Source organism: Coprobacter fastidiosus (genome assembly GCF_982245605.1).
The window spans coordinates 15,786-32,335 of the sequence record NZ_CEVCIF010000028.1 but is presented as its reverse complement, the minus strand read 5'-3'; the positions used below and the strand labels follow the sequence as shown (position 1 = coordinate 32,335).

At 38.7% G+C, this 16,550-nt stretch carries 8 protein-coding genes; 6 read left to right on the top strand and 2 right to left on the bottom strand.

The features are described from left to right. Positions 1-155: 155 nt before the first annotated feature. From uvrB to AC0UMU_RS08525, 4 genes are all read left to right on the top strand, one after another. Positions 156-2,186: an excinuclease ABC subunit UvrB gene (gene uvrB, locus AC0UMU_RS08540; RefSeq protein WP_122303990.1), complete on the top strand. Its 2,031-nt coding sequence runs from the start codon at positions 156-158 to the stop codon at positions 2,184-2,186. Between the two features lie 54 nt (positions 2,187-2,240). After that, a complete protein-coding gene (locus AC0UMU_RS08535) occupies positions 2,241-4,133 on the top strand; it encodes a YgiQ family radical SAM protein (protein WP_473979911.1) in 1,893 nt (630 codons plus the stop codon). Positions 4,134-4,144: 11 nt separating this feature from the next. Beyond that, entirely contained in the window at positions 4,145-6,247 is a 2,103-nt protein-coding gene (dpp5, locus tag AC0UMU_RS08530; RefSeq protein ID WP_472300794.1) for a dipeptidyl-peptidase Dpp5, read from the top strand. Between the two features lie 148 nt (positions 6,248-6,395). Beyond that, the gene (locus tag AC0UMU_RS08525) at positions 6,396-7,397 is read left to right on the top strand and encodes a hypothetical protein (RefSeq protein ID WP_288640597.1); all 1,002 of its coding nucleotides are present in this window, start codon (positions 6,396-6,398) and stop codon (positions 7,395-7,397) included. 80 nt (positions 7,398-7,477) lie between these two features. Here AC0UMU_RS08525 and AC0UMU_RS08520 read toward each other — a convergent pair whose 3' ends face one another. Next, positions 7,478-8,833 carry an MATE family efflux transporter gene (locus AC0UMU_RS08520; protein WP_278715658.1) on the bottom strand — a complete coding sequence of 452 codons (1,356 nt, stop codon included), beginning with the start codon at positions 8,831-8,833 and terminating at the stop codon, positions 7,478-7,480. 158 nt (positions 8,834-8,991) lie between these two features. Next, positions 8,992-12,843, bottom strand: a complete 3,852-nt coding sequence (locus tag AC0UMU_RS08515; protein ID WP_288640594.1) for a glycoside hydrolase family 3 N-terminal domain-containing protein — start codon at positions 12,841-12,843, stop codon at positions 8,992-8,994. A 342-nt stretch (positions 12,844-13,185) separates the two neighbouring features. Here AC0UMU_RS08515 and AC0UMU_RS08510 point away from each other — a divergent pair, with 342 nt between their 5' ends. Further along, the gene (locus AC0UMU_RS08510) at positions 13,186-15,699 is read left to right on the top strand and encodes a Kelch repeat-containing protein (protein ID WP_337929201.1); all 2,514 of its coding nucleotides are present in this window, start codon (positions 13,186-13,188) and stop codon (positions 15,697-15,699) included. Positions 15,700-16,161: 462 nt separating this feature from the next. Then, complete coding sequence (locus tag AC0UMU_RS08505) at positions 16,162-16,524, top strand: hypothetical protein (RefSeq protein WP_009316728.1); 363 nt, start codon at positions 16,162-16,164, stop codon at positions 16,522-16,524. Positions 16,525-16,550: the final 26 nt, after the last annotated feature.

The following is a 16,550-nucleotide window of genomic DNA, read 5'->3' as shown; positions in this document are numbered from 1 at the left end:
ACTATTTGTTTAGCAAAAATACAATAAAATGAAAGTAAAATATATGATTAAGAAGACAATAGAAAGTTTGAAGGTAATAGTATGAAAAGAGAACGGATACAGCCGTTTCTCCGAGTTTTTTCGTAACTTCGCAAATCAAAATATATATGGCATTTATGGAGTTCAAAATCGTTTCACCCTACCAACCGACCGGTGACCAACCGGAAGCAATAGAAGAGCTTAGCCGGGGAGTCTTAGACGGACTTTCCGCTCAAACCCTACTGGGAGTTACCGGGTCAGGTAAAACATTTACCATGGCTAATGTCATCGAAAAAGTTCAGAAACCGACGTTGATCCTGAGTCATAACAAAACTTTGGCAGCCCAACTGTATGGAGAATTTAAAAGTTTTTTCCCCGATAACGCCGTAGAATATTTTGTATCATATTATGATTATTACCAGCCGGAAGCCTATATTCCGACAACCGATACCTATATAGAAAAAGATTTGGCAATCAACGAAGAAATAGACCGACTCAGGCTTTCAACGACATCAGCTTTATTATCAGGCCGCAAAGACGTTATCGTCGTATCTTCGGTTTCATGTCTTTACGGTATCGGCAACCCGGAAGATTTTCATAGCAACGTGATAGATGTCCGTGTCGGTCAAAATATAGAACGGAATACATTTTTACGAGCACTCGTAGGCAGTTTGTATTCCCGTAATGAAATCGAACTGAATCGAGGAAATTTCAGGGTCAAAGGAGATACGGTGGATATATATCTGGCCTATACGGAAATCATCTTGCGCATTATCTTCTGGGGAGAAGAGATAGAATCGATAGAAAGTGTAGATCCGATGACCGGGCACACGATTACTCTATTCGATGAATATAAAATATATCCGGCTAATATTTTTGTAACTACTAAAGAACGAATAGACCGGGCAATCGGTGAAATAGAACTCGATTTAGGAAAACAAGTCGAGTTTTTTAAGTCGATAGGAAAAGAAATTGAAGCCAAACGCTTGTATGAGAGGGTAACATACGATATTGAAATGATCAGAGAAGTGGGACATTGTTCCGGAATAGAAAACTATTCACGATACTTCGACGGACGGGCTGCCGGCACCAGACCATTCTGTCTGTTAGACTATTTCCCGAAAGATTTCTTAACCATTATCGATGAAAGCCATGTTACAATACCTCAAATAAGGGCAATGTACGGAGGGGATAATTCCAGAAAAGTAAATCTTGTAGAATATGGATTCCGATTGCCGGCTGCAATAGATAATCGTCCGCTGAAATTTTCAGAATTCGAAGATCTTACCAAACAGACTATTTACGTCAGCGCTACTCCGGCAGATTATGAGTTGATGAAAAGCGAGGGCGTTATCGTCGAACAGGTTATCCGCCCTACCGGACTGCTCGATCCAATAATCGAAGTCCGACCAAGTCTCAATCAAATAGACGATTTACTCGAAGAGATACAACAAAGAATCGAAAAAGACGAGCGGGTTCTGGTAACGACTCTTACCAAACGTATGGCGGAAGAATTGAACACATACCTGTTACGACTCGACATTCGCTGTAATTATATTCACTCAGACGTCGATACGTTAGAACGTATTCAAATCATAGAGGATCTACGCAACGGGCTTTACGATGTCCTTATCGGAGTAAATCTTCTTCGTGAAGGTTTAGATTTGCCAGAAGTCTCATTAGTCGCCATACTGGACGCAGACAAAGAAGGCTTTTTAAGATCTCATCGTTCTTTAACTCAAACGGCAGGACGGGCCGCCCGAAACCTGAACGGAATGGTAATCATGTATGCAGACAAAATTACCGAAAGCATGCAAAAAACGATCGATGAAACTAATCGGCGCAGAGAAAAACAGTTGGCTTATAACGAAGCAAACCATATTACGCCTCAAGCAATACAAAAAGCCAGAAACTCTATTCTCACAAAAGAAGCGGATGTTCAAACCGAAAAAGGTCAACCGATTTTATATAAAGAGGAATATGATATTTCGCATGTCAACATAGCTGCCGATCCGGTAGTCCAATACATGAATAAAGACCAATTGAAAAAGGCTATTGAAAATACCCGGAAAGCAATGGTTGAAGCTGCTAAACGAATGGAATTTATCGAAGCTGCCCAATACCGGGACGAATTGGTAAAACTACAAGACCGATACGATTCATTGTAATACAGCAAACTGAATTTCATAAACCGGATAAAACAAAGAAACAATCGGACGACAATGAAAGAATATAAACTACAAGATTGGTTACCGACTACAAAAAAGGAGCTTGAGATCAGAGGATGGGATTATCTGGACGTAATTCTTTTCTCAGGAGATGCATATGTCGACCATCCTTCTTTCGGGGCTGCAGTAATCGGACGTATTCTGGAATCCGAAGGATTACGTGTCGCTATTGTTCCCCAGCCGAACTGGCGCGACGATCTAAGGGACTTTAAGAAATTAGGAGAACCCAGATTATTTTTCGGGGTCTCTGCCGGAGCTATGGATTCAATGGTCAACCATTATACGGCAAATAAAAGACTTCGTTCCGATGATGCTTATACTCCAGACGGACGAGCAGGAATGCGACCCGACTATCCGACAATAGTATATACTCAAATATTAAAAAAACTCTACCCCCACATACCGGTTATTATCGGAGGCATAGAAGCCTCACTGCGACGAGTTACTCATTATGACTATTGGGAAAACCGTTTAAGACCGAGTATTTTGATCGATAGCGGAGCAGATATGCTCATCTATGGTATGGGAGAACTCCCGATCAGAGAATTGATAAAGCGGCTTCGGAACGGTGAAAAAACAGGTCAGATCAAAGACTTGAGACAGACCGCCGTTATTACACCTGAAAACGAGTTGCCTCACGCACATGAAAGCGCAACCGATCTCGTTTTGTTCTCTCATGAAGAATGCTTGCAAGACAAAAAGAAACAATCCCGCAATTTTTTCCATGTCGAAGAGGAATCGAACCGATATGAGGCTCGCCGATTATGGCAAAAATATAAAAACTCGGTTATAAAGGTAAACCCACCTTATCCTCCTATGAGCGAAAACGAGATAGACGCTTCTTTCGACTTGCCTTATACTCGTCTGCCTCATCCTAAATATAAAGGGAAAAACATTCCGGCATACGAAATGATCAAGTTTTCTGTAAATTTACATAGAGGCTGTTTCGGAGGATGTGCATTTTGTACGATCTCCGCCCATCAAGGCAAATTCATAGCCTCCCGCTCGAAACGATCGATTATGAACGAGGTAAAACAAATTACGGAAATGCCCGGATTCAAAGGATATATCAGCGATTTAGGAGGACCTTCGGCCAATATGTACAAGATGCGAGGTTCCCGTCAGGAAATATGTCGTAAATGCAAACGTCCGTCTTGTATACATCCCGAAGTCTGCAAAAATCTATATACCGATCACACTCCGTTGTTAAATATATATCATAGCGTAGATCAAATAAAAGGAATCAAAAAGTCTTTTATCGGCAGCGGGATAAGATATGATCTATTACAACACCGTCATGAGGATGAAAAAGTAAATGCAAGTACTTCGAAATATACATATGAAGTTATTACCCGACATGTATCTGGACGATTAAAGGTTGCTCCGGAACATACGTCCGACAATGTTCTGATGCTAATGCGGAAACCTAACTTCAAAAAATTCGAAGAATTTAAACGGACATTCGAAAAAATAAACGATGAAACCGGACTCAACCAACAGCTCATTCCGTATTTCATATCAAGCCATCCGGGTTGTAGAGAAGAGGATATGGCCGAACTGGCCGCTATCACAAAAAAATTGAACTTTCACCTCGAGCAAGTTCAAGATTTCACCCCTACCCCGATGACGCTTTCGACCGAGATATATTATACAGGATATCACCCTTATACGGGAGAAAAAATATATACAGCCCGCAACCAAAACGAGAAATTGGCTCAAAGGCAGTTTTTTTTCTGGTATAAACCCGATCAACGAAAACAGATTTTATCGGAACTGCAAAGAATGGGACGGCCGGATCTAATCAATCGTCTATACGGTCCTCCCATAAAAAATACAAAAACAGAAACATCATCAAAAACAAAATACAAAAAGAAGAAATACAAATAATAGTAAAACTTATGAAATTACCAATCAGCAAACTCATTATGGCAAGTGCGGTACTTTTGTCTGCTTGTCAGACACAGAAAGAGAGCAGCGAAGGGATCATAGGCAAAAGCCATCCCAAAGTAGAAAACGGAATCATGACTCCGGAAGTCATGTACACTCTTGGGCGCGTCGGGGGTATAGAAATATCTCCGGATAAGAAAAAAATCCTTTATGGAGTAACATACGTGAGCATACCCGAAAACAAAAGCAATCGGGAACTATTTGTTATGGACATTGACGGAAGTAATAAAATTCAGATCACCCATACTCCTAAATCCGAACAAAATGCTGTATGGATCAACAATGGAAAACAAATAGCGTTTCTGACATCCGAAAGCGGAAGTTCTCAATTGTGGATAATGGATGCCGACGGATCGAACCGAAAACAAATCAGCAATCAAGAAAAAGGAATAAACGGTTTTCTCTTTTCTCCCGATGAGAAAAAGGTCGTATTCTTTTCGAATGTAAAATACGGTCAACGAGCCTCGGATATTTATCCGGACCTGCCCAAAGCAACCGGACGTGTTATCGACGACCTCATGTATAAACATTGGGACGAATGGGTAGAAGCCATTCCTCACCCTTTTATAGCAGACTTTAACGGCAGCACGTTAGAAAATATTAATGATATTCTCGAAGGCGAACCGTATGAAGCTCCGATGAAACCTTTCGGTGGTACAGAAGGTTTTGCATGGACTCCGGACAGTAAAAGTATTGCATATACTTGCCGAAAAAAAACCGGATTGGAGTATTCCATATCTACCAACTCCGATATTTATCTATACGATACCGAGACGAAAATAACCAAAAACCTGACCGAAGGAATGATGGGTTATGATACGCATCCGAGTTTTTCTCCCGACGGGCGTTATTTAGCATGGATGAGTATGGAACGTGACGGATACGAATCAGATAAAAACCGCTTGTTCGTTATGGATATACAAAACGGAGAAAAGAAATATCTGACAGACGAGTTCGATTACAGCTTAGACATGTTAAATTGGGCAGAAGACGGACAATCGATCTACTTCTTAAGCGTATATCAAGGAATAGAGCAAATCTTCAACATTCATATCGATGATAAAAAAATAGAACAGATCACAACCGGACAGGTCGACTACGCCGATATAAAACCGATAAATGATAATCAACTGATCGTATTACAGCATTCTTTCTCAAAACCGGATGAAATTTATAGTATCAATCTAAATAATAAAGCAATTACGGAATTGTCATTCGAGAACAAGGAAACTTTAGATCAAATTACTATGGGCAAAGTGGAAGAACGCTGGATTGCCACAACAGACAATAAAAAAATGCTGACATGGATCATATATCCTCCCCATTTCGACCCGAATAAAAAATATCCGGCATTACTATATTGCCAAGGAGGTCCGCAAAGCCCTGTAAGCCAGTTCTGGTCATATCGATGGAACCTGCAGTTAATGGCGGCAAACGGATATGTCATCGTTGCACCTAATCGACGAGGATTATACGGATTCGGTCAGGAATGGCTGGAACAAATAAGCGGTGATTACGGCGGTCAGAATATGAAAGATTATTTCTCTGCTATCGACGCAGTAAAGACAGAACCGTTTATCGATGAAAATCGTCTCGGAGCAATCGGGGCAAGTTACGGAGGTTTTTCTATTTATTGGTTGGCCGGGCATCATCAAAAACGATTCAAGGCATTTATCGCTCATGCCGGAATATTCAATTTAGAACAACAATATGTAGAAACAGAAGAAATGTGGTTTGCCAACTGGGATTTGGGTGGCGCTTATTGGGAAAAAGACAATGCAGTTGCTCAGCGTTCTTATGCCAATTCTCCACATCGTTTTATAGATCAATGGGATACTCCTATACTAATTACTCATGGAGAAAACGATTACCGAATACTTGCCTCTCAAGGAATGTCAGCATTCAACGCCGCCCGATTAAGAGGAGTTCCCGCCGAAATGGTTGTCTTTCCTGATGAAAATCATTGGATTGCGCAACCTCAAAATGCCATTTTATGGCAACGGATATTTTTCCGTTGGCTCGACCATTGGTTAAAACCGGAAGAAAAGAAATAAAGTTATCCCAAACGTAGAAAGCGGGCGCAAAGGTTTTATACAAAGTCTTTGCGCCCACTTTTTATTCAAAAAAACAAGTATTTATAATTGAAAATTACAACATACTTTTGTTATATTTGCAATACACAAACTATATACACACATATCCATGAAAAATAAAATTCTTACCGGAGTATTATTATGTACTCTTTTTTCCTGTTCTCCTAAAATTGTATTAAACAAGATACAGGAATATCCGTCTTTATCTCAAGAAGATACAATCATGATCGTAAATGAGGGAGAAAAAGTCCCGGTCGCTGCAACTCTGATAGGACAAGTTGCTATTTTAGACCGAAGTTTTACTATTCGATGCCGATATGATCAAGTACTGAAAATAGCCAAAGAAGAAACAAGAAAAGCCGGAGGAGATATTCTGCAAATCACCGATCACCTTTTACCGGGTGTCGCAAGTTCCTGCCACCAAATTTCAGGAAATATTCTCAAATCCGGCATATCCGATTCTACATACAACACACAAACGACATTCTACAATTATAGTGTAAATAGTGTCTTGAACAAAGTACGCCCTTTACCTCCAAGAGTCGATTTTTCATTCAATGTCGGTTACGGATGGTTACCTAAAACAGAAGGGCTCACCGGGACAGATAAACAATTCGATGATAAACTGACTTCCGGACTTGCATGGGATTTGGCATTCCATCATTATATTAAAAATTTCGGATGGGGAATTTTTTATTCAGGGTACAGTTCTGACAGTTATTACGAAAAGACGAACATGGATCATAATGTCTTATTTTCATATATCGCACCTTTATTTTGTACAAAATATTCGTTCAATAAAAAATGGATGATAAACGGAGAAGTCGGTATCGGATATTTAAAATTCTCAGACAAAATATCTTCAGGAATTGAAAAAGGAAAAACCTATGTATCGACTATCGGGTTTAATTATGGAATCGAAATCGAATATAAACTTAACAAACACATGGGAATAGGTATCTCATTCAATGAAATCATAGGTTCTGCATTCCTGAAAAATATAAAGATGGAAAATGTACATAGTACCATAGTTTATAACGACTATGACAGAATAAACTTAAACCGGTTTAATTTACTTGGAGGTATCCGTTTTTATTTCGGAGACAGATAATAAATAATCAAAATATTCCGTACTATCCGGTAGAATGTCCGGATAGTACGGAATATTTTACATTGCCGGCCAACTCCAGACTACACGATTTTCGAATTCTTCATCTTATACCTGAAACGAGAATAAAACAAGACTCCTGCCAAAGTCAGACCAATCGGAAATCCCCACCAGATACCCATAGCACCACCCTGACAAACAAAGCCAAATAAATATGCCGCAGGCAAACATACGAGGAAATAACTGACAAACGCAATTAAGGCCATAGGTTTCACATCTCCTATTCCCCTTAAAGCATTTGCATAGGCAACTTGCAAGCCATCTCCGAACTGATATACCATAGTCGGTATTATCAACAATGCTACGATTCCGTTCACTTCTTCCGAATCTGTAAACAGATAACCCACCTGTTGTCGGAACAAAGCCATTATGATTACAATACATACGGCCAAAAGTATTATTACATGAAACCCGGCATTTGCTATCGATCTTACTTTATTCATCTCTCCTGCTCCTTTAGCATTACTTACCAAAATCGTAATAGCCGACCCGATACCGTAATAAAGCATAAAACCGATCGTAGTAAAAGTTGCAACGGCCTGATGTGCCGCCAATGCTGCCGTACCGATCCATCCCATCATAATAACACTCAAATTGAAAGATCCGGTTTCCATCCCCATTTGAAAAGCAATAGGCATCCCCATTTTGGTTAAATGAAGCAATTGCTTTCCCGAATCACCTTTAAGATGACGAAAACCTTCTTTAAATCTGCCATAACGAGACGTAAAGAAAAACAGATACACAAAAACCGACAACGTGAAAATACGAGATAATAATGTAGAAAATCCTGCTCCGAGCAGTCCAAGTTCCGGGAAAAAGCCCGGGCCGAATATCAATAAATAGTTACCTATAATATTCAGCACATTACCGCACAAAAGTATGTACATCGAGATACGAGTATCCATAATACCATCGGCAAATTGCTTGAAAGCATTAAATAGCATGATAAAAATCAAACCCGACAAATGAATCAAGAAATAGGGTTTAATTAAAGGCAAAAGTTCTTCCGGTTGTCCCATCCGGTCTATATTAACATAAACTACGGACATAACCCCGATCAGTAAAATCGCTAAAAGCAAATTGGCGATAAGACCACATCGAAGAGTCTGACCGGCTTTTGCTACCTGATTTTTTCCGACCAAATTCCCGATCAACGGAGTAAGCCCCAAAGAAAAGCCTAAAGCAAACATCAACGGAAGATTAAAAAGATTATTTACAAAAGATGCTGCAGCCAACTCCTCCGAAGTATGATGACCAACCATTATATTATCGGCAAATCCGACGATGATAATACCCAACTGTCCTATCATAATCGGAACTCCCAATCTCAACAATGCTACATAATGATCCCGGTATAATCGAAATGTTTTTTTCAACATACTACACTTTTATCAAATCAAAGGTTGCAAAGATATAAATCTTATTTCAAATCGATGACCATATAAGTTCGGGAATATTAAAGTCTGTCTAAAAGAAAGGCGGTATCCCACAATGAACACCGCCTTTACTCAACAAACTAACTCTATATACTTACGATTCACAATCCTATTAACAAAGAATTAGAAGCAGAACCTTTCATCCATTCTTCAACCGTCGACCAACGGATCGGTGAAGCACCTTCCAAAACGACCGTTTGCAAGGCTGGGACGCTGTCCCAAGCTGTAGATGACAAATCTATACGTAAACGAACTTTGTCACCTTTTTTTAATCCTGCCAAAGAATATTCATTTTCTCCGCTCTTCAACTGTACCGATTTAGAATCGATTACTTTTCCGCTATTATCTGCAACCTCAACAAAAACCTGAATTTTTCCACCGGCATTTAATTCTGCCCACGCTTTCATTTTTTCAACAGCCGAATCCATAGGACGCCAATCGGTTACTTTCTGAGCTTTACGCATAGCTTCCACACCATTTGTATAAAGTTCTTTTACGGCTTTCTCATCCATCGTCGTACGGGCAACAAGAACATCATCCATAATAAATTTACCTGATGAAAAACGCTGAGACCCGGCAATACGTTCCAGTGGTCCGGCAAAAGGTTTCTGGAAAGCCTTCTTATCCAAACGACCGTCTATGTAAATCGCTCCTTCTTCTTTCTCAGGATTGTAGGTATAAACATAATGTATCCATTTTCCCGATTGCAATTTATTGTTACCGCGAACGTCGCTATTTTCGTAAGAAAGAATCGTTTTTTCTTGGAAAATACCGGCTGCCAACCGTGTTCCGGTTACATCGACATCCGCCCCCATCGGAGCTTGTCCACCGAAGAACATAGCCTGGCCGTTATCCATCTGGTTCAGATAAACCCATGCAGATAAAGTAAACGGTTTCCGGTACAAATCCATACCGCCTGCATCGACAAAAGTCTCTTTTTTGTCTTTCTTAAAACCTTTTCCGTTTTTGCCATCGACAATTTGGGCTGTACCCTGAATCGGCAACATTTTTCCGGTAATCTCATTTTTGACTTCTTTATCTGTCGCTCCTTCGAAAGTTATATAAGCCAACGGGTCTTGCAATGCCAATCCGATTCCTCCCGGAACAATCAATTGTTGCTCTGCTTCAGTACCGACTTTCACACGGAATGTACCGGAACGAGGGAATGCGTATTTAATTTCGACACGCTGATTAGCTCCAGCATCCAAACGCAACGGCTGCGATGCAACGGTTACGCCTTCTACTTTCACATCCAAACTCTTATTAAAAGGTTCACTTCCTACATTTCGTGCCTCTGCGACATAAACCATTTCTCCTTTCTCGGTCATATTGATCGAACTACCTTCCAAAACGAGTTTTGCCGGAACTTTCGAAACTTTTAAAGGAACGGATTTTATCTGATCATCTAAAATTACGGTTAAAGTCTGATTGCCGCTTGCATACATCTGCACATCAAAAACCATTTCTTTTGTTTCTCCGGCTTCGATCTCAGCACGACGATCATCCAAGAAACTATTTCCATACAATTTAACATCAGCGATATCCAATAAATTTCCGCTGTTCTTCACCTTTACGACCACCTTAAACGATTCTCCGCCTTTTACACTTTTCGGTGCCGATACGGTATATTCAAAATCTGCTTTGTAGTCTTTATCGACCGTAAACTCACCGGAAATACCTTGGCTCGGATCTTTAAAACCGATTTTCTGCTTATGTTCGGTAGAACCTTTTGGCGGTTCGGGACAAACTCCTCCGACATGCATTCTGAATTTTCCGGCTTCCAAAACTCGTTTCATATCCGGATTCAATAAAGAAAGCAAATAAGGGTTCAGTTCGAAAGTAACGGTTTTCTTTTCTCCCGGTTTCAAGAAAACACGCTTAAATCCTTTCAAATCTATAACTGCGGTATTTACCGAAGCTACCAAATCGGTTATATATAACTGAGCTACTTCTTCACCCGGCCTTTTCCCGGTATTTTCAATATCTACCGAAACAGTCACAAAACCAGGATCTCCGCTTTTAGTAGTAGCTTTAAGGTTAGAATAACGGAATGTCGTATAACTCAATCCATGACCGAAACGGTATAATGGAGTAAACGGCATATCATAATAGTCATAATTACGTCCGGAAGTTTCATAATTATACCACAAAGGCAACTGTCCCGGATGACGAGGAAATGAGATAGGCAAACGTCCGGACGGATTCTCATCACCAAAGATAATGTCTGCAGTTGCATTACCGCCTTCTTCTCCCGGATACCAAGTTTCAAGAATAGACTCGATATTTTCATCTTCCCATGTCAATGTAAACGGTTTACCATTTACCAAAACCAGCACGACAGGTTTTCCTGTTGCTTCGACAGCTTTAATTAATTGTCGCTGTACTCCCGGTATTTCTAAAGTAGCACCATCAACATTTTCTCCCGTAGTACTTTTTTTGTTTCCGTTCTCATGTCGGTTCGAATTATCTCCCACAACAAGAATCACGGCATCAGCCTGTTTCGCAATATTCACAGCCTCTGCAAAACCTGTAGTATCCATATCGATTTGCGTACAACCTTGCGCATACAAAACTTTTGTAGAAGAGCTCACATGATTTTTGACACCTTCTAAAACCGAAATTATCTGACCGGGTGCATATTTTGCAGAGTAGTCACCAGTCTGTCCCTGATCTGCATTCGGACCGATGACAGCGATTGTCTTGATATTTTTATCCAACGGAAGAAGATTATTTTCATTTTTCAGAAGAACCGTACTTTTTACTGCTACTTTACGTGCCAAAGCCCGATGTTCGGGAGTATCATATTCCGGAAGTTTGTTCCAAACCATATTCTCAATACTCGGTCTATCAAACAATCCCAAGCGCATCTTAGCTCTGAATACTCGACGCAGGTTGGCATCCAATTCGCTTTCTTTTATAATGCCTTTCTTTACTGCCGAAGCCAACGCCTTTTTATAAGCCGATCCACATTCGATATCTACTCCGGCACGAACAGCCATAGCGGCAGCTTCTTCCATAGTACCCACAACAGACTGTTTCCGCTGAATATTTTCAGGGCCGCTACAATCAGAAACGACAAAACCTTCAAATCCCCATTCTTCACGAAGGATTTTCTGAAGCAACTCTTTCGAACCGTTATCAGGCACTCCGTTCCAAAGCCCATAAGCCGCCATAACTCCGAATGCATTCGCTTCTTTAATAACATCGCGGAAAGGCGCCAAATGAATATTACGCATTACTCTATCCGACAATCCGTAATCATGACTATCACGACCGCCGACCGGTTGTCCGTGACCGGCAAAATGCTTAGGACAGGCAAACATGTGTTCACCCTGAAAACCCTTGATCCATGCTACACCTATACGACCAACGAGATAAGGATCTTCACCATAAGTTTCCTCGACACGTCCCCAACGGGCATCACGCGCCACATCCAACACCGGAGACCAAGAAACCCGTAAATTTGCAGCTTTAGCCTCAATTGCCGTAGCTTTACCGACTTCTTGTATTAATTCCGTATCAAACGTACTACCCATATTAATCCCGTGTGGAAATATGGTAGAACCGGTAGCATAAGACTGGCCGTGCAATCCTTCGGTTTTCAACATTGCAGGAATCTTCAACCGAGCAATGCCCTTTGAACCCCAGCTATCACTCAATTGAATTACTTTCTCCTCAAGAGTAAGCCGGGGCAATAAGTCATCGATACGTTCCTCAATAGGAATGTTCGGATTTAAATACTTTGGAGTCTCTTTACTCACTTGTTGAGATACGCCCGCATTTGCCATCGAACGATTGTAAGCTTCTTCGAGATCCATACCTTCCATTTCACAAGGACAGATCTCTTCCGTTACTGCCTTATCATTTATTTCTCTTTTGTCTTTCGTGTCGGCAAAAGAAATAAACGACCCCACCAGTAACGCAGGCAAAACAATTCTCCATGTTTTTTTCATTCTGTGTGTGTTTTTAATTATTGATTAGTAATTTAAAACGAGCCAAGCAACCGGAAATTTCTCCCGACTACAAAATTTGTTACAAAAATATTCTTGAACAATTATCTTTTCACTTTATAGAGAATTAAAATGCACTTAAAAAAACGGTAAATTGAAAAATTAATCGGCAACCTTTATCAAAGACTCCAGCCATGCATATACATTTTAAAATAATTATATTTAGAAATATCTCTTTTTCAAAAAATAGCAGAATAAATGTTCTCCTTTCATTTTTTTATTACATTTGTAATGTCAAAACAGGATGGATATACAATATCAAGATATAACACACACATTATCATCATGAAAAAACTTTTTGTCATATTTTGCTTATTATGCAGCATTTCTGTTTATTCTTCTGACATAAACGGCGGATTATTTTTCAGATCACACCAACAACCGGGAACAATACGCACACGACTTGTATTGAATGGAGGAAAACCTATAAAAATAGAAAACGGAAGAACCATATCATTCGACCTCATGCTGCGAAAAGAGATTGTATGGGGATATGTCGTGAGAATCATTACAAATACACAAAAAAATATAGATCTCGTATATCTTGCCAACAAGAAAAACGATCGTTATCCGGCATGGATACTCAACGAAAGTCAACATCCGATTACACAAGATCTGACATACAATAAATGGATACCGATAAGCGTCAAATTAATGCCGAAAGATAATAAAATCACTTTTTCGTTCGGATCGATTCAAAGCACTCAATCTTTTGATTTTTCAGGATGTAAAAATGTGACTATCCATTTCGGGACTTCCGGAATCAAAAACTTTCAAGTCGGAGATGTCGCTCCCATCAATATTAAAAATGTACGGGTATTAGACAACAAAGACAACGAAATATATCATTGGGAACTAAAACAACATGCAGATAGTATCTGTTATGATCTCATAAAACAATGTCCCGCAATTACAGAGAATCCTATATGGCTCATCGATAATCACTCTTCATGGGATCAATTATATAAACAAAAAATTAAAGGAAATCCCCAAATCACATATAATTCTGATAAAAATTTATTTTACATCATTAACGGGAGCAATCAACTGACCGTACTTAATCCTATCACACAAAAGTCATATTCAATAGATAATATCAAGGGAAAATTAGCCAGTGAAAAAAACAACCAAATAACTTATGATCCGTACAACCATAGGCTCATATCTTACAGCCTTGACCAGAAATCAATTTCGGTATTCTCATCGGAGAATAATTCTTGGAGCGGTACTTTCACGAACGGTATGGATCCGGCCTATATACACCATACTGTGGCTATATCCCCTAAAGATACCTCTTTAATTACGTTCGGAGGATATGGATATTATCTGTATAAAAACACATTGTTCAAGGTAAATTTGAATACTCATCGATGGGACAGTCTTCAAATCAAAGAGATTTCACCTCGATTTTCCGCCGTATCGACAATCGTAAACAATACTCTTTACATTTTCGGTGGCAAGGGAAGCAAAAACGGACGCCAAGAAGAAGTCAGTCATAACTTATATGACCTGTATGCTGTCGATTTAGCGACATTCGGAATAAAAAAAATATGGGAAATCAAATCAAATATTGGAGATGAGACAGACCTTTTATTAAGAGGAAATATGATTTATAGTCCGACAGATTCATGCTTTTATGCAATCAATGTCTCAAAATCACAAGGTTATTTAGTCCGAATTTCTTTAAACCATCCTGAAATAAAAAGATGCTCAACCAATATAGGAGACATGTCGGCAGGGTATCTATTTTGTAATCTGTACTACTCTCCCGACAGCAGCAAACTATATACGATATTTAACAGGGAAATACGGAATAGCGATCCGGAAGTCTCTATTTATTCGATAGATTTCCCGCCGATTGCATTAAAAGACACGATTCAAAAAACCCCTTCGAAAAATAAGTTATGGGTAGGAGTTATCATCTTTCTGATTTTTTTATCGGGCTACGGTTTATATAAATTCTCTCGTCGGAAAAAAGATAAAAAACCGGTCTCTATCGAAATAAAAGAAAAAGAAACAGCTCCTCAGGAAGAAATCAAAAAGACATTTGACAGATCAAAAAGCAGCATCAGCTTATTAGGAGGATTTAATGTTAAAGATAAAGAAGGAGGAGATATAACGAACCAATTTACTCCTATACTAAAATCTTTATTATTAATCATATTATTGTATAGCGTAAAAACAAAGCAAGGAATTAGCAGCAACAAACTGGATAGTATCTTATGGGAAGATAAAGATGAAAAATCTGCAAGAAATAATCGCAATGTCTCTATTCGCAAATTGCGGGTTTTATTAGAAAAAGTCGGAGACATACAGGTTGTTTTTGAAAATAATTTCTGGAAAATCACATTCGGAAACGAAGTTTTTTGCGATTATGTTGCCGCAATACAATTTATTCAGGATACCTCTTTCGATGATTTTACTAAAGAGGCTACATTATACCAATTGTTAGAATTACTCGTCTTCGGTCCGTTATTACCTAATACTCAAGCCGACTGGATCGATAATTTCAAAAGCGATTATTCAGACATAACGTTAGATCTTTTACATTCTCTTTTACAAAAGAAAGAATTTGAAGATAAAGAAGATATTCAATTATTGATCGCAGATACCATTTTTTTGCATGATATTTTCAATGAAGAAGCTTTGAGGGTCAAATGCTCTATTTTATACAAAAAAGATAAAAGAAGCATTGCCAAAAGCACATACGACAATTTCTGCAAACAATATAAATCATTATTAGGTACGGATTACAAAATATCATTTTCAACTATTGTAACTTCTAAGACCACCTCATAATAATAAGTTTGTTTTTAGGGGCCGTCTAAATTTTGCTCGGGTCAAGCATGAGAGAAATCCATATGAATAGTCTGTTTCCCTCTCGAAAAGAAAACTGTAGCGATACTGTCAACATCGTTATAGACCTGAAGAAAACGTAAAAATGGTCTGATGATATTTTCTTGTCTGAAAAATTTAGACAACAGCATATTAATTTTCCAAATAAAAAATCTATTTTAAACAAAAGCCCAAATATCTTATAAAATAATCGATAAATTACTCTTATTTTATTTGCCAGTTTATAGGTATTTTGTATTTTTACGAAGACCAATTCTTTTTTATTTAACATAGATGAATCATGTAAAGAAGGTATTTAGAGCCTCCGTTACATGATTCGTCATGTATGTTAAAAATAAGAATTGGTCCTTTTTATTTAAAAAACCGGAGGCTCTTTTTATTTATATAATTGTAAAGAGAAAGTGCATGAACAATAAATACGATGTTTCCGAAATAATAACCAAAAGGTTCGGAAAAATGTTTGACTATTCAACTTATTTAACACATATTTTTACAGAATATATTACCAGTTTCATTCCATCAAAATCAACAATCGACAATTGTTCAAGGCTACGACTCAACCCCGATTTATACAGAAACTTATCTACTGATACTCTCCATATCATTATCGAGGAAATTAATGAAGAATATCAACTACCTACAAAACTCTTTTTAGCCGGTAAAGGAGTTAAAGAAATATCTCGTGAAACAGGTATCCCGATTCGGAAAGTATTACATCAAATTTATTGCGGAGAGAAAGAAATTAAGGCTCATTTAAAACAATTATAAATAAACATCCGAGAAAAAAATAAAGC